The 14528-nt window shown below is 71.2% G+C and carries 15 protein-coding genes and 1 pseudogene; 12 read left to right on the top strand and 4 right to left on the bottom strand.

What is annotated here, in order from left to right:
- Positions 1–75: 75 nt before the first annotated feature.
- The 7 genes from Asi02nite_RS18915 to Asi02nite_RS18885 all read left to right on the top strand — a co-directional run bounded on the left by Asi02nite_RS18915 (position 76) and on the right by Asi02nite_RS18885 (position 5743).
- The gene (locus Asi02nite_RS18915) at positions 76–1017 is read left to right on the top strand and encodes an ABC transporter substrate-binding protein (RefSeq protein ID WP_203714669.1); all 942 of its coding nucleotides are present in this window, start codon (positions 76–78) and stop codon (positions 1015–1017) included.
- Positions 1014–2063: a FecCD family ABC transporter permease gene (locus Asi02nite_RS18910; RefSeq protein WP_203714769.1), complete on the top strand. Its 1050-nt coding sequence runs from the start codon at positions 1014–1016 to the stop codon at positions 2061–2063. Before Asi02nite_RS18915 ends, Asi02nite_RS18910 begins: the two co-directional genes overlap by 4 nt.
- Positions 2060–2848: an ABC transporter ATP-binding protein gene (locus Asi02nite_RS18905; RefSeq protein WP_203714668.1), complete on the top strand. Its 789-nt coding sequence runs from the start codon at positions 2060–2062 to the stop codon at positions 2846–2848. Before Asi02nite_RS18910 ends, Asi02nite_RS18905 begins: the two co-directional genes overlap by 4 nt.
- A gap of 66 nt (positions 2849–2914) precedes the next feature.
- Entirely contained in the window at positions 2915–3454 is a 540-nt protein-coding gene (locus Asi02nite_RS18900) for a hypothetical protein (protein WP_203714667.1), read from the top strand.
- 49 nt (positions 3455–3503) lie between these two features.
- A complete protein-coding gene (locus Asi02nite_RS18895) occupies positions 3504–4523 on the top strand; it encodes a WD40/YVTN/BNR-like repeat-containing protein (protein ID WP_203714666.1) in 1020 nt (339 codons plus the stop codon).
- 93 nt (positions 4524–4616) lie between these two features.
- Positions 4617–5306, top strand: coding sequence for a DUF433 domain-containing protein (locus tag Asi02nite_RS18890; protein WP_203714665.1), 690 nt, complete (start codon positions 4617–4619; stop codon positions 5304–5306).
- Complete coding sequence (locus Asi02nite_RS18885) at positions 5303–5743, top strand: PIN-like domain-containing protein (protein ID WP_203714664.1); 441 nt, start codon at positions 5303–5305, stop codon at positions 5741–5743. The genes Asi02nite_RS18890 and Asi02nite_RS18885 overlap by 4 nt, the downstream gene beginning before the upstream one ends.
- On the opposite strand, the gene Asi02nite_RS18880 is transcribed toward Asi02nite_RS18885, so the two are convergent.
- The gene (locus tag Asi02nite_RS18880) at positions 5740–7806 is read right to left on the bottom strand and encodes a HelD family protein (RefSeq protein ID WP_203714662.1); all 2067 of its coding nucleotides are present in this window, start codon (positions 7804–7806) and stop codon (positions 5740–5742) included. The genes Asi02nite_RS18885 and Asi02nite_RS18880 overlap by 4 nt on opposite strands.
- 248 nt (positions 7807–8054) lie before the next feature.
- On the opposite strand from Asi02nite_RS18880, the gene Asi02nite_RS18875 reads away from it, so the two are divergent.
- From Asi02nite_RS18875 to Asi02nite_RS18860, 4 genes are read left to right on the top strand one after another with little or no spacing between them, the layout of a single operon-like run.
- The gene (locus tag Asi02nite_RS18875; protein WP_203714661.1) at positions 8055–8372 is read left to right on the top strand and encodes a helix-turn-helix domain-containing protein; all 318 of its coding nucleotides are present in this window, start codon (positions 8055–8057) and stop codon (positions 8370–8372) included.
- Positions 8373–8413: 41 nt separating this feature from the next.
- A complete protein-coding gene (locus tag Asi02nite_RS18870) occupies positions 8414–8992 on the top strand; it encodes an ArsR/SmtB family transcription factor (RefSeq protein WP_203714660.1) in 579 nt (192 codons plus the stop codon).
- 44 nt (positions 8993–9036) lie between these two features.
- On the top strand, positions 9037–10266 hold the full coding sequence (locus Asi02nite_RS18865; protein ID WP_203714659.1) for an MFS transporter: 1230 nt from the start codon (positions 9037–9039) through the stop codon (positions 10264–10266).
- A 35-nt stretch (positions 10267–10301) separates the two neighbouring features.
- Complete coding sequence (locus Asi02nite_RS18860; RefSeq protein ID WP_203714658.1) at positions 10302–11150, top strand: menaquinone biosynthetic enzyme MqnA/MqnD family protein; 849 nt, start codon at positions 10302–10304, stop codon at positions 11148–11150.
- Here Asi02nite_RS18860 and Asi02nite_RS18855 read toward each other — a convergent pair.
- The 3 genes from Asi02nite_RS18855 to Asi02nite_RS18845 all read right to left on the bottom strand — a co-directional run bounded on the left by Asi02nite_RS18855 (position 11147) and on the right by Asi02nite_RS18845 (position 14084).
- Positions 11147–12034, bottom strand: a complete 888-nt coding sequence (locus tag Asi02nite_RS18855; protein WP_239126814.1) for a serine hydrolase — start codon at positions 12032–12034, stop codon at positions 11147–11149. The genes Asi02nite_RS18860 and Asi02nite_RS18855 overlap by 4 nt on opposite strands.
- A 133-nt stretch (positions 12035–12167) precedes the next feature.
- Positions 12168–13109 carry a serine hydrolase gene (locus Asi02nite_RS18850; protein WP_239126813.1) on the bottom strand — a complete coding sequence of 314 codons (942 nt, stop codon included), beginning with the start codon at positions 13107–13109 and terminating at the stop codon, positions 12168–12170.
- 3 nt (positions 13110–13112) lie between these two features.
- Positions 13113–14084 carry a hypothetical protein gene (locus Asi02nite_RS18845; protein ID WP_203714655.1) on the bottom strand — a complete coding sequence of 324 codons (972 nt, stop codon included), beginning with the start codon at positions 14082–14084 and terminating at the stop codon, positions 13113–13115.
- 323 nt (positions 14085–14407) lie between these two features.
- On the opposite strand from Asi02nite_RS18845, the pseudogene Asi02nite_RS42575 reads away from it, so the two are divergent.
- Positions 14408–14528, top strand: a pseudogene (locus Asi02nite_RS42575) (1,2-phenylacetyl-CoA epoxidase subunit PaaA); the annotation flags it as partial.

The following is a 14528-nucleotide window of genomic DNA, read 5'->3' as shown; positions in this document are numbered from 1 at the left end:
TCGAGGAAGGGCGCCTCGCGGACGGGCGGAACCCCTGTCGGCGAAGCACCAGACCTCGACCGACAGGAGGCATCGATGCGATATCAGGCTCGTCTGCTGACCCTCACCCTCGGCGCGGCCCTCGCGCTCGCCGGCTGTGGGTCGGGCGGCAACACGGAGAACGGCGGCACGCCCCCGAACCAGGACGTCGGCGCGACGGCCGAGTTCCCGGTCACGATCGGTGACGTCACCGTCGCCGCCAAGCCCACCAAGATCGTCTCGCTCTCGCCGACGGCGACCGAGATGCTCTTCGCCGTCGGCGCCGGCCAGCAGGTGCTGGCGGTCGACGACCAGTCCAACTTCCCGGCCGAGGCGCCCAAGAGCGAGTTGTCGGGCTTCCAGCCCAACGCCGAGGCGATCGCCGGGAAGTCGCCCGACCTCGTGGTCGTCTCGAACGACACCAACAACGTTGTCGCCCAGCTCACCCAGCTCAAGATCCCGGTGTACCTCGCCGCGGCCGGTAAGACGATCGACGACACGTACCGGCAGATCACCGACCTGGGCGCGCTGACGGGCAACAAGCCGGCCGCGGAGGACCTGGCCAAGCGGATGAAGGAGGAGGTCGACAAGCTCGTCGCCGACGTCCCGAAGCGCGCGACCAAGCTGACCTACTACTACGAGCTGGGCCCGGAGCTCTACTCGCTGACCTCCAAGACCTTCGTCGGCTCGCTGCTGGGCCAGCTCGGCCTGGAGAACATCGCCGACCCCGCCGACGCCGACGGCAAGAACGGCGGCTACCCGCAGCTCTCCGCCGAGGCGCTGGTGAAGGCCGACCCCGACCTGATCTTCCTGTCCGACACGGTGTGCTGCCAGCAGAGCGCCGACACGGTCAAGGCCCGTCCCGGCTGGGCCGGCATCACCGCGGTGAAGGCCGGGCAGATCGTGCCGCTCAACGACGACATCGGCTCGCGCTGGGGCCCGCGCACCGTCGACCTGCTCCGCCAGGTCGCCGACGCGGTCTCGAAGGTGCCGGCCTGAAACCCTTGAAAATCCCCGGCGTACGGTGGCCGTGGCTGCTCGGCGGTGTGCTCGCCGTGGTGGTCGCGGCCATCGCCGGGCTCGCCTTCGGCCCGGTCTCGCTGCCGCCCGGCGGGGTGGCCGCCGAGCTGCTCGACCTGATCCCGGGCGTCGACATCCACAGTGGACTCTCGGAGCGCGACGCGGCGATCCTGTTGCAGCTCCGGCTGCCGCGGGTGGTGCTGGCGCTGCTCGCCGGCGCGATGCTGGCCCTGGCGGGCGGCTGCTACCAGGGTGCGTTCCGCAACCCGCTGGCCGACCCGTATCTGCTGGGCGCGGCGGCCGGCGCCGGTCTCGCGGTCACCGCGGTGGTGGCGTTCCGCGGGTCCGACATGGACATCGGCGCGCTGCCGCCGAGCGTACCCCTGGCGGCCTTCGCCGGTGCCCTCGTCGCCGTCGGGCTGACCTATCTGCTCGGCGTCGCCGGCCGTGACCGCAGCCCGGCGTCGCTGATCCTGGCCGGCGTCGCGGTGTCCGCGTTCCTCGCGGCCGGGCAGACCTATCTCATGCAGCGCAACGCCGACGACATCCGGGCCATCTACTCGTGGCTGCTCGGGCGGCTGGCCACCAACGGCTGGCACGAGGTGCGGCTGCTGCTGCCGTACGCCGTCGTGACCTCGGTCGTCGTGCTCGCCCTGCGCCGCGAGCTCGACGTGCTCTCCGTCGGTGACGACGAGGCGAGCGGGCTGGGCCTGCACCCGCAGCGGTCCCGCTACATCCTGATCGCGGCGGCCTCGCTCGGCACGGCGGCGGCGGTCTCGGTCTCGGGGTTGATCGGCTTCGTCGGCATCGTGGTGCCGCACATCGTGCGGATGCTCGCCGGTGGCAGCTACCGGTCGATCCTGCCGCTGTCGATGCTGTTCGGCGGCGCGTTCCTGGCCCTGGCCGACCTCGCGGGGCGGACGTTCGCCGCGCCCGCCGAGATCCCGATCGGCGTGGTCACGGCGTTCGTCGGTGGGCCGTTCTTCGTGCTCGTGCTGCGCACCGCGAAGCGGGTGCTGACGTGACCGCCGCCGTCGACGTGCACGGCCTGCACGTCACCCTCGGGAAGACGCCGATCCTGCGCGGCATCGACCTGTCGGTGGCGGCGGGCGAGTGGGTCGCGGTGATCGGGCCCAACGGGGCCGGGAAGTCGACGCTGCTGCGGGCGCTCGGCGGGTTGTTGCCCACGGCGGGCGCCGTCTCCCTGCTCGGCACGCCGGTGGAGCGGATGCGGCGGCGGGCCCGGGCGCGCACCGTGGCCACCGTCGCGCAGGCGCCGGTCGTACCCCCGGGCATGTCCGTCTTCGACTATGTCCTGCTCGGCCGGACGCCGTTCGTCTCGCTGCTCGGCCGGGAGTCGGCCACCGACCTGGCCGCGGTGCGCGCGCTGCTGGACCGTCTCGACCTGGCCGGGTTCGGCGGCCGCGAGCTGGACACCCTCTCCGGCGGCGAGCGGCAGCGGGTGTTCCTGGCCCGCGCGCTGGCCCAGGAGCCGTCGCTGCTGCTGCTCGACGAGCCGACCAGCGCGCTGGACATCGGGCACCAGCAGGAGGTGCTCGAACTGGTCGACACGCTGCGGCGCGACCAGGGGCTGACGGTGGTGGCGACGATGCACGACCTGTCGATCGCCGGCGGGTACGCGGACCGCCTGGTGCTGCTCGCCGAGGGCGTCGTGGTGGCCGCGGGGACCGCGCGCGAGGTGCTGACCGAGGAGATCCTGTCGCGCTTCTACCGCGCCCGCGTGCGGGTGGTGGACAGCGTCGACGGCCCGCTCGTTGTCCCGTATCGAGGTAATCCGTCCGGTCAGTAGAGATTGGCCGAGATGACTAGTAGTCATTCGTGAGTTTCGACGCGTTTCGTGGTTACGTCAGCATTCGTGAGTGTTGCTTACCGCACCGCATGGGTGCCGAACGACCTCACCCCTCGAAACGACGCCGCCGACCTGGCGGCAGCGTGGGTGCTCGACCAGGCGCGCACCCACGCGCTCCAGCCCCTCCTGCGCCTCGTGGAGGGCCACCCCGGGCGAGGTCACGCCGTGCTCGCCGTCCAACCCGACTACCACGACGTCTGCACAGCGATCCAGGCGGCGCGCTTCGGTGCGTTCGCCGCGGTGGAGTCGGGCGGGACTCCACTGATCGGCTGGGCGATGGAGACGCGGGCCCTCGACCTGACGACCGGCGAGGTCACCGCGGACACCCGCAGCGCGGCGCTGCGGGAGGCCATCGCGCGCATCCACTTCTTCGACAACAACGGCTGGACCCGCGGCTTCGGTGCCGACGGCGCCAAGCGGATCCTCGGCGACCTGCGACCGTCCGATCGGGACAAGGACGTGATCCTCGGCAGCCTGTGTGCCCTGGGCTCGCGGGCCAACGCCCTACGGCGCCTCGGCGACCTGGCGGAGCGGGCGTGGAAGTAGGTCGATATCGCGGGTAAGTTGACACGGCATGTGGATGCGGAGAGCGTCGATGGCCGCCGTCTCACTCGGCGTGCTGGCCGTCTCGGCGGGGTTCACCCATAGCCCGTCGCCGTCGTGGGAACTGTCGCCGACCGGGAGCACGGCCCGGCTGCGCGGCCTGTCCGTGGTCAGCGCCAGCACCGTCTGGGCCAGCGGCAGTGAGGGCACGGTGCTGCGTACGGTCAACGGCGGGCGCACCTGGTCGTCGGTCGGCCCACCGTCCGCCGCGGCGCTGCAGTTCCGCGACATCGCGGCGTTCGACGCCCGCCGGGCGGTCGCGCTGTCGATCGGCACGGGCACGGACTCCCGGGTCTACCGCACGGCCGACGGCGGGCGAAGCTGGGCCGAGACGTTCCGCAACGAGGACCCGGCCGCGTTCTACGACTGCCTGACGTTCCTCGACGAGCGGCACGGCCTGGCGCTGTCGGACCCCGTCGACGGCAGGTTCCGCATCCTGGCCACCGCGGACTCGGGCCGCTCGTGGTCGGTCGTCCCGTCGGCCGGCATGCCGGCGGCGCTGCCGGGCGAGTTCGCGTTCGCGGCGAGCGGCACGTGCCTGGTCTCGGTCGGCGGCCGGGCCTACTTCGCGACGGGCGGTGGCGCGACGGCCCGGGTCTTCCGCAGCGACGACCTCGGCCGCACCTGGACCGTGTCGGACACGCCGGTGCCCAGCGGCCCGTCGGCGGGCATCTACTCGCTGGCGTTCCGCGACCGCGACCACGGCGTCGCCGTCGGCGGCGACTACGCGACCCCGTCCGCCGCACCGGACGGGGTCGCACTGACCCGCGACGGCGGCCGCACCTGGACGCCGGCGCCCCGGGAGCCGGGCGAGTACCGCTCGGGCGCGGCCTGGATGACCAGGCTGGGCCCGGTGCTCGCGGTCGGCCCGACGGGCAGCGACATCTCCTTCGACGGGGGCCGCCACTGGTCGCTCTTCGACAGCGGCAGCTTCGACGCGGTGGAGTGCGCGGGCCTGGCGGTCTGCTTCGCCTCCGGCGAACAGGGCCGCATCGCTAGGTTGCGCTGGTAGGCAACTGCGCCGGGGAGCACGATCGATGAAGGTTGGCATCATGGAGCTGACGGTGGGGCTGTCACGGCAGCATGTCGGTGCCAAACTGTTGATGTGGCCACCGTTCTCGACCGCGAGATGTTCTCCGAAGCAGAAGCCGCCCGGCTCCTGCGGGTCAGTCAGGGCACGCTGCATTACTGGCTCGAGGGTGGAGAGCGGCGCGGCCGGGAATACAAGCCCATCCTTCGTACCGAGCCGCTAGGTCGACGCGTGGTTACGTGGGCTGAGTTTGTGGAGGCGGGACTTCTCGGGCAGTACCGTCGGGAGAAGAACGTCCCAATGGCTGAGCTTCGCGCTTTCATCGGACTTATGCGTGAAGGGCTCGGGGTGCCTTATCCGCTCGCGGATCGACGCCCTTACGTGATCAACCGTGAACTCGTCCTCCGAGCGCAGGAGTCGAGCGGCCTCGATCCGGAGTTCCACCTCGTCGCTCAGATCAGCGGACAGCTAATCTTGACGGCCCCATCCGAGAAGTTCTACGAGCGGGTCGACTGGGATGGCGACAGTCCCGCGGGGTGGCGCCCGGCGGAGGACGAAGCCTCGACCGTCCGCATCCGGCCCAGCGCACGTTTCGGGCGCCCTGCGGTGGGCGGCATCAGCACTGCTGCGATCTGGGAGCAGGAAGACTCCGGCGAAGATGTCGAGTCGCTGGCCAACCTATACGAACTCTCGATAGCCGACGTCCGCTGGGCTTTGGCATACGAGAACTCAAGGCGAGCCGAATCGGCTCGCTCGGCCGCGTGAGCAGGCTGAAGCCCGCAAAAGTTCGGTATTACATAGACGCCGACATTCTCGGGCTCGGCCATGTTCTCGCTCGTCTCCGTCCGGATGTGACCTACCCGGGAGACCCGGGCGGGGTTGTTCACCGGAAGGAAAGGCCGGCATGCATTGTGGAGGGTCCGCATCAGCTGGACGTTGACTGGATCGGACCAGTGAGCGCTATGGGTTGGCTGATCATCACCAGGGATGGTCAGATCCAAGCTCACTCCGCTGAGCTGAATGCGGTGCGAAAGCATGGCGCGCGGATGGTTGCCCTAGCGACAGGGCAGGCCCACGGGACGTTCGAGCAGTTGGAAATCGTGATGTGCCAGTGGCGGGCTATCGCCGCCCTGCTCAACCAGCCGGGACCGTTCATTTATGTCGCCTCCCGGACTTCCCTTCGTGCCGTATCCCTCGGTTAGTCAGGATCAGTTGCGAGCGGGCCCGGCAGCGGTTGGGTGTGCAGCACCGAGAGGCGGCTGACGGCGCGGGTCAGGACGACGTAGAGGCGGTGCAGGCCGCGGGGCTCGGCGGCGACGATCTCGGCCGGCTCGACGACCACCACGTGGTCGTACTCCAGGCCCTTGACGACCGAGGCCGGCACGACCGTGACCCGCGCCTGCGACTCGACGTCGTCGGCCGTCGCGGAGTCGATGCCCGCGGCGCTCAGCGCCGCGCGGACCTGCGCCACCGCGGCGTCGGCCGCGATCACGCCGACCGAGCCGTCGTGGGTCAGGGCCGCGCGGACCTCCGCGGCGGTCGCCGTGTCGAGGTCGGTGACCGCGTCGATGGTCAGGCCGCCGTCGTGCCGCAGCGACCGGGCCACCGGCACGTCGACCGCCAGGGCCGGCAGCAGCAGGTTGGCGAACGCGACCACCGCGGCCGGCACCCGGAAGCCGATCGTCAGCGGGACCACCTCGGCGTCCGGCTTGCCCAGGTGCCGCAGCGTCTCCTTCCAGTCGGCGGCCGCCCACGGCGCGGTGCCCTGGGCCAGGTCGCCGAGCAGGGTGATCGAGCCGTGCTCGCTGCGCCGGGCGATCGCCCGGGCCTGCATCGCCGACAGGTCCTGGGCCTCGTCGACGACCACGTGGCCGAAGCTCGGCCGGCGCTCGATCAGACCCGCCGCCTCGTCGATCAGCACGAGGTCGGCGGTGGTCCACTTCGCCGATCTCAGCGAACGCGGCGCCGCCGCCCAGCGGATCAGGTCGCGCTCCTCGTCGGAGAGCACGCCGGCCGGCGGGTCCGTGAGGATCTCCGCGACCAGCCCTTCCGGTGTCATCGCGGGCCAGACCTGGTCGAGGAAATCGGTGACCGGCTTGGCCTTGCCCATCCGGCGCAGCCAGGCGTCGTTCGGCGAGTCGCCGCGGCGCGCCTCGGACTGGCGCTGCAGGAGGCTGACCACCCGGGCCCGGACCCGCTCGCGGGCCGTGCCGTAGGGCAGCCCTTCGGCGCGGACCTCCTCGACCAGCCGGCGCAGGACCTCGGCGCCGATCCGCCACCGGTACGAGCCGTCGGGCACCGTCATCGGCTCCGTCTCGGTCCGGATGTGCGCTTCGAGGGCCGCCGCGAGCACGGTCGCCATCCGGGCGTCGTGCTTGACCGCGGCGGCGGCGGGGGTGTCCTGCGCCCGGACCGGGACCGCGGCGATCAGGTCGTCGACGGTGGCCTGCTCGACCTCGACCTCGCCGAGGGCCGGGAGCACGGCCGAGATGTAGGACAGGAACGCCCGGTTGGGCCCGACCACCAGCACGCCCGACCGGCGGAGCCGCTCGCGGTGCAGATAGAGCAGGTACGCCGCGCGGTGCAGGCCGACCGCCGTCTTGCCGGTGCCGGGCGCGCCCTGCACGCAGATCGAGACGTCGAGGTCGGCCCGGACGAGCTCGTCCTGCTCCGGCTGGATCGTCGCGACGATGTCGCGCATCGGCCCGACGCGCGGGCGCTCGATCTCGGCGGTCAGGATCCGGCTGTTGGTGCCGAGCTCCTCACCGCGGTCGAGGTGCTCGTCCTCGAAGCTGGTCAGCAGCCCGGCGCTGAACCCGAACCGGCGGCGCACCGCGATGCCCTGCGGGTCACGGGCGCTGGCGCGGTAGAACGACCGGGACACCGGCGCCCGCCAGTCGAGCACCATCGGCTCGCCGTCGTCGTCGGTCACGTGCCGGCGACCCACGTGGTAGCGGTGCCCGGCGTGGTCCTCGGCCGCCGGCCCGAAACCGAAGTCGAGGCGCCCGAAGAACAGCGGAGTGTCCGGGTCGTCGGCCAGCTCGGCGACGCGGCGGGCGAGCGTACGCCCGAGGGTCTCGGCGGTGTAGGAGTCACCGGCGACGTTGCCGCCGGTGCTGAACAGGGCCTCGGCGCGCAGGCGCATGCGCTGCAGCGCGGCCCGGGAGGCACCGAGATGGGCACGCTCGGCGCCGAGGTCGGTCTCGAGATCGGTCGCGGGCTCGGTGGCGTCGGCATTGACAAGACGATCAGCGGGCAGGGTCATCCGAGAAACCTTCCGGGGTTTGTATCGGGAAGACCTGGGCCGCCCGGAACTCCATGCGAGGCGCTCGCAAACGCCCGCCGGTGCCGGCAGTGCCCGGTAACCGCACCCACAGCGCGGCGGCGATCCACGCTACGCCGCCCCCCGAGATCGTTCCACCGAATATCGTGCGCGGGTATAGCGATTGCTATACCCGGCCGAGCAGCGGTACGAGATCTACGTGAAAGAACGCACGGAGCAGGAGGATGCCGATGAGCAGTTACGTGCGGTGGAAGGACATCCGCGATGAGCACGTGCGGCGGGCGGGTGGCGAGGCCGCCGTCGCCGAAGGCAAGGAGGAGTTGCTGGCTGAGGTCGTCGGGCGGCGACTGGCCGACATCCGCCGCGCCCGTGGACTCACCCAGCAGCAGGTGGCGGACCGGATGGGAGTCACCAAGGGGCGGGTGTCGCAGATCGAGCAGGGCCAGATCTCGGGCCAGGACGTGGTGGCCCGTTTCGCGGTAGCCCTCGGTGGCCGACTACAGCAGGCCATCTACTTCGATGATGGAGACGTCGCCGCGATCGCGTGAGCCCGGCGGGCGGTCGTGGAGCACGGTGGGACGATGGGCGTATGACGGAGGTCGGGCAGGAGCGGCGCCGGATCTCGGATCCGAAGGTGTTGCGGGCGTTGGCGCATCCGGCGCGGGTGGCGATCATCGAGGATCTGAACACGACCGGTGAGGGGCGTACGGCCACCGAGTTGGCCGAGATCGTCGGGTTGTCGCCCAGCGCCACCAGTTATCACCTGCGGGAGCTGGCCAAGGTCGGCATGATCGAGCAGGCGCCCAGCCGGGGTGACGGGCGCGAGCGCGTCTGGCAGAGCCCCGTGCACTCCTGGGGTGTCGACCTCCAACCCGGCGCCGACGCGGAGGCCCGGGCCGCGGAGGACGCGTTGGTGGCCGTCTACGTCGAGCGCGATCATGCCCGGCTGCAGGCCTTCATGTCCCGGTCGCGGGACGAGTCGGCGGAGTGGCGGGACGCCGCCGGGCTGAACACGTCGACGATTCTCGCGACCGCCGACGAGTTGCAGGACCTCTTCGCGCGGATGGAGCAGATGATCCAGCCGCTGCGGGTGCGGGACCGCAAGGACACCGCGCCGCCGGGGGCGCGGACCGTGCGCGTACACATCGCGCTCTTCCCCGATGACTGACTGAGGGGTTGCGAAGCAGAGATGTGAAGGATTACTTTCGAAGTATGTCCTTCACATCTGCGGGTACGCGTTCGCGCTGGAGCGACGTCTACCTCACCGCCGGGTCGCGGGCGCTGTCGATGGCCGGCGACGCGCTGGCGGCGACGACGCTCGCGCTCGCCCTGCAGGACCAGGGCGCCGGCGGCCTCGCGGTGTCCGGGCTCTGGCTCGCGGCGACCCTGCCGATCGTCGCCCTCGCCCCGCTGACCGGGCGGCTCGCCGACCGCTTCGACAGCCGTACGCTGCTCGTCTGCACCGGCCTCGCCCAGGCCGTCGTCTGCACCGCGCTGGCCTTCGTGTCGGCCCCGCTCGCGATGATCGGCCTGATCGCGCTGCTCGCCGCCGGCCTCGCGATCACCAACCCCACCTTCGCGGCCCTCGTCCCGTCCATGGTCACCCGCGACGACCTGCCCCGGGCCAGCGCCATCGGGCAGACCGCGTCGATGATCGGCACCCTGCTCGGCCCGGCGGCGGCCGGGTTCCTGGTCGGCGCGTTCGGCACCCGGCCGCCGCTGCTGATCGACGCGTTCACCTACCTCGCCGTCGCGGGCGCCGGCCTGCTGCTGCGGACGCGGCGCGGCGGTGCCACCGCGACGGTCGACGCCGCGGCCGAGGCCGAGACACCCTGGCGGCTGCGCGCCGACGGCCTGCTGCTCGCCACGTTCATCGCCTTCGGCGTGGTGGTCGCCGGCGTCGGCGCCGTCAACGTCATCGAGGTCTTCTTCGTCCGCGACACCCTGGGCGCCTCGGCGTCGGCGTTCGGCCTGGTCACCGCGTCGTGGACCGCGGGCATGGCGGTCGGCGCGTGGGTCTTCGCCCGGATCATCCGCCGGTACGAGGACGACAACGCGCTGGCCCGCGGCGTGCTCCTGCTGCTCGGCGCCACCTGCGTGCCGGTCGTGATCAGCGCGGCCGCACCCGGCGTCTGGCTGGTCGTGCTGCTCTGGCTGGCCGGCGGCCTGCTCAACGGCGGTCTCGGGGTGTTCAGCAACATCCTGGTCGCCCGCCGGGTGCCGGAACGCGCCCGCGGCCGCGCCTTCGCCGGCCTCAACGCGGCCGCCAACGGCGGAGCCATGTTCGGCTACGTCCTGGCCGGCGCCCTGCTCGGCCCGTTCTCACCCCGCGCCCTGGTCTTCGCGTTCGGCCTGGCCGGCGTCCTGGCCGTCCTCGCCGCCGCCGTGCCGGTGACCAGGGCGATCCGCCAGCAGGAAGTCACATCCGCAGCGGTTGCCTGAGCGGCGTCCCACTGCTCGGGATAGCGTGGGGCACCATGCCGGAGATTCGCAGGCCCCGCGTCGGGCACATCCAGTTCCTGAACTGTCTTCCGATCTACTGGGGCCTGATGCGCTCGGGCGCCCTGCTCGACGTCGACCTGCACAAGGACACCCCCGAGAAGCTCAGCGCCGACCTGGTCGCGGGTGACCTCGACATCGGACCGATCACCCTCGTGGAATACCTGCGCAACGCCGACGACCTCGTGCTGCTGCCCGACCTCGCGGTCGGCAGCGACGGGCCGGTGCTCTCGGTCAACCTGGTCACCACCCGCCCGCTGGCCGACCTCGACGGCGCGAAGGTGGCGCTCGGCTCGACCTCGCGGACCGGCGTGCTGCTCGCGCAGATGCTGCTCGACCAGCGGTACGGCGTGACGCCCGAGTACTTCCGCTGCCCGCCCGACCTGACCCAGATGCTGCTCGAGGCCGACGCCGCCGTCGTGATCGGCGATGTAGCCCTGCGCGCCATGTACGAGGCGCCGGGCCGCGGTCTCACCGTCGTCGACCTCGGCCAGGCCTGGAAGGAGTGGACCGGGCTGCCGATGGTGTTCGCCGTCTGGGCCGCCCGGCGCGACTTCGCGCAGCGCCACCCCGGCCAGGTCAAGGAGGTGCACGAGGCGTTCCTGCGGTCGCGCGAGTTGAGCCTCGCGGAACTCGACGAGGTGGCCACCGCCGCCGCCCGCTGGGAGCCGTTCGACGCCGCCACGCTCGCGTCGTACTTCCGGGTGCTCGACTTCTCGCTCGGCGACCGCCAGGTGGCCGGCCTGCGCGAGTTCGCCCGCCGCGCGGCCCTCGCGGGCGAGGTCCCGGAACTGCCCCCGACGGGTCCGGCCTTCTACACCGACTAGCGCCCCGCGGCCTCGCGGAGCCGGGCGCCGACCGTCTCGCAGATGGCGGCGCCGTAGCCGTACCCCTTGTCGATCTCGTATCTGGCCATCACCCCGACCGTCCAGCCGTTGCCGATGGCCAGACAGCTCACGTGGTACTCCCGCTCCTCCTCGCGCTCGATCCAGCCGTTCTTCACGGCGATCGCGCCGCGCTGGGCCTCGGGGAACGCCTTTCGGATGCCGAAGTCGCCCTCGTCGCGGACACCGCGCATCTGGTCGAGCAGGTAGCCCGTCCAGGCCGGCCCGGCCGCGCGCCCGTCCGCGATGCAGGCGCCGAGCCGGGTGATGTCGGCGGGGGAGAGCAGGGTGCGGCTCCACCCGCCGTCCGCGGCGGCCCGAGCGTTCTCGAGCCGGCAGATCGAGATCAGCCGGCCGATCGAGGCGGTCTCGCCGTTGGCCGCCCAGAACGCCGCCGCGGCCTCGTTGTCGCTGTCCCGGATCATCGACTCGACCTGGTCGAGGTCGTCGGCGCTCGGCGTCCGGCCCTGCTCGGCCGCGCCACGCAGGAAGTCCGCGCCGATCCAGGCCTTGATCAGGGACGCGGTGGTGCTCACCGAGGTGCGGTCGGACGGACCCGAGAGCTGTCCGGTACGGGTGTCCAACAGCGCCCACGAGAACCAGCCGCTGTGCGGAATGTTGATCTCGGTCGCCTTCACCGGCAGCTTCTCGGGCCCCGATGCCGGGGTGGCCACGGGGGCGATCAGGGCCGCCTCGGGGACCCGGTCGGCGGCGCCGAGGTGCGGCCGCGAGCGGGTGGTCGACCGGAAGACCACCGGCGACCCGGCCGCCCAGACCAGCGTGCCCGCGACGCAGATCGCGGCGAGCGCTCCGACGATGGCCGTCACGGTCGCGGCGCGCCGATGCCGGCGACGCCTATGGCTAGCGCTCACTGTCAGCCCCGGGGGTCGCCGGACAAAGGGTGATGAACCACCGCTAACCTATCGAGCCGGACAGGGGCGCGTCCGGAACTCGCGGCAGCTAGCCCTTGGTCGCGGCTGCCCGCAGCTGCACGCCGACCTGCTTGCAGATGTTGGCGCCGTACGTGTAGCCCTTGCTGATGTCGTATTTGGTCATCACGCCGATGACCCAGCCGTCGCCGATGGCCATGCAGCTCACGTGGTATTCCTGCTCGCGCGTCCGGTCGACCCAGCCGTTCTTGATGGCGATCTTCTTCTGGTCGGCCGCCGGGAACGCCTTGCGCATGCCGAAGTCGCCCGTGCCGCGCACCGCCCGCATCTCGTCGAGCAGGTACGTGGTCCACTTCGGGCCCGCGGCGGTGCCGTTCGCGATGCAGGCGCCGAGCCGGGTGATGTCGGCCGGGGAGAGCATCGTGCGGCTCCAGCCGCCGTCGGCCGCGACCTTGCTGTCCTCGAGCTTGCACATGGAGATCGCCCGCTTGATCGTCGGTGTCCCGCCGTTGGCCTCGAAGAGCGACTGCGCCGCGTTGTTGTCGCTGTCCCGGATCATCGTCTCGACCTGGGCCATCCGCGACTCGCTGGGCTCCTTGCCCTGCTCGGCCGAGCGGCGCAGGAAGTCGGCGCCGATCCACGACTTGATCAGGGAGGCGGTCGTGCTCAGCTCGGTGCGGTCGGCAGGTCCGGACATCTCACCGGTACGGGTGTCCAGCAGCGCCCAGGAGTACCAGCCGGAGTGGTCGATCTCGACGTCGGTGGCCTTGACCGGCAGCGGCGCGAGCGCCTTCTCGGGCTCGGCCGGCGGTGCGTCCGGTGCCGCCGACTCGGGGCCGCCGGTCGCGCCCGTCAGGCCCGGCGGGGTTTCCCAGCGCGCCGCGGCCCGGTTGGCCATCGGCGAGCCGGGCAACAGCCGGATGCCCGCGACGCCGAGGGCGGCGAGGACGACGAATATGGCGACAATCGTGGTCGCGCGCCGGGACCGGCGCTTCCTGGGGGGCGTTTTCAATGCTCAGCCTTGACTGCCGCCGGACGAGGGGATCCGCAGGGCTGCGCCGACCTTCGGAGTGACGAGTTGGGTGGCCGTGTCCTGGCACACCTTCGCGCCGTAGGAGAGGGGCTTCGAGGCCGGGTAGCGCGTCTGGACCGCGAGCACCCAGTCCTTGCTGATGGCCATGCAACTGATGTGCCAGTCGCCGTCGTACACGAGGGGGGTCCAGCCGTTCTTGATGCTGATCGGCCCTTCCCGCGTGACGATCTCCTTGGGCAGGCCGTCGATGATGCCCCAGCGCCCGCCGCCCTGGGTCTTGGCCTGCTGGGTGACGGTGCCCCGCACCTTGCTCATCTCGCTGAGCACCAGCGGCGTGTATTTCTCGCCGGCCGCCTTGCCGGACTGGATGCACTGGCCGAGCCGGGTGACGTCCTGCGCGGACATCTCGGTGAAGCTCCACCAGCCGACGTAGTCGGGCACCGTGCCGAGCTTGGTGTTCTTGAGCCCGCAGGTGCTGATCATCCGCTTCGTCTGCGCCGTGCCGCCCATGGCGGCGTTGAGCTTGCTGGCGTCGGTGTCGTTGCTGTCCCGGATCGTCCGCTCGATCATGCTCTTCGCGCTGCTGGTGAGCGGTGCGCCCTTCTTGTCGAGCGCGTGGAGGTAATCCGAGACGATCCAGGTCTTGATCATCGACTCGGTCGAGCTCGTCTGGGTGGCGCTGTTCTTCGAGCCGGAGATCTTGCCGGACTTGAGGTCCATCAGCGCCCAGGCGTAGAAACCGTCGACCTTGACCGAGACGGGGCCGGGCGCGAGCGTCGGCTGGGGTGGTTCGACGAGCTTCGGGGCAATTGTCGGCGCGGGTCCGGCTGCCGCGGCGGCGGTGGAACCCGCGCCGCTGTCGTCGTTCAGCTTGGCGTAGGCAGCGGGCACCAACAGCACACCGCCGAGCAGCAATGCGGCGATAGCGAGCACCATAACCACGCGAGGACGCATGAGGGGTGATCTCCGGTTGTTTTCAGGCCGGGGAGTGGCTCTCGGTAACTGACCGCCGGGGGTTGGCGATCGACCGTTTCGAAGGCTACAGCCGCATACGCGCTGGTGGCATCGGTGGAAAGTCCACAAGCCGCCCTGAAACACCCTGTTTCGGGCGCCTTGGCGTTGCACACTTAAGGAAAATCTAAATCTCACAAGTGGCGTGATTCATTGTCCTCAGTGGATGCGGGTGACGCACAAGGCAATGATCCGCTCACTCTGCGTGATACACGGCCACGGAGTTGTTACAGGTGCTGGCTTGTGTGTCAGGAAGCTGTAACACTGTGGGCATGTACGGGAATGACTTCGCCGGCCCGGATTCCGGGTCCGACGGTGGTCTCCTCGGGCAGGTCGAGGCCGCCGAGGCGGCGCTGCGCGCCGCCGCGCACCGTGGTCGGGTCGAGG

This window comes from Asanoa siamensis (genome assembly GCF_016862555.1).
In the GTDB taxonomy this organism is placed as follows: domain Bacteria; phylum Actinomycetota; class Actinomycetes; order Mycobacteriales; family Micromonosporaceae; genus Asanoa; species Asanoa siamensis.
Note: the sequence above shows the minus strand (reverse complement) of the source record. Positions and strands in the feature narration are given on the sequence as shown.

Coding starts and splice junctions, on each gene's coding strand:
- Asi02nite_RS18915 (WP_203714669.1), top strand. CDS start 76: ATGCGATATCAGGCTCGTCTGCTGACCCTCACCCTCGGCGCGGCCCTC.
- Asi02nite_RS18895 (WP_203714666.1), top strand. CDS start 3,504: ATGGCCGCCGTCTCACTCGGCGTGCTGGCCGTCTCGGCGGGGTTCACC.
- Asi02nite_RS18880 (WP_203714662.1), bottom strand. CDS start 7,806: ATGACCCTGCCCGCTGATCGTCTTGTCAATGCCGACGCCACCGAGCCC.
- Asi02nite_RS18875 (WP_203714661.1), top strand. CDS start 8,055: ATGAGCAGTTACGTGCGGTGGAAGGACATCCGCGATGAGCACGTGCGG.
- Asi02nite_RS18870 (WP_203714660.1), top strand. CDS start 8,414: ATGACGGAGGTCGGGCAGGAGCGGCGCCGGATCTCGGATCCGAAGGTG.
- Asi02nite_RS18865 (WP_203714659.1), top strand. CDS start 9,037: ATGTCCTTCACATCTGCGGGTACGCGTTCGCGCTGGAGCGACGTCTAC.
- Asi02nite_RS18860 (WP_203714658.1), top strand. CDS start 10,302: ATGCCGGAGATTCGCAGGCCCCGCGTCGGGCACATCCAGTTCCTGAAC.
- Asi02nite_RS18845 (WP_203714655.1), bottom strand. CDS start 14,084: ATGCGTCCTCGCGTGGTTATGGTGCTCGCTATCGCCGCATTGCTGCTC.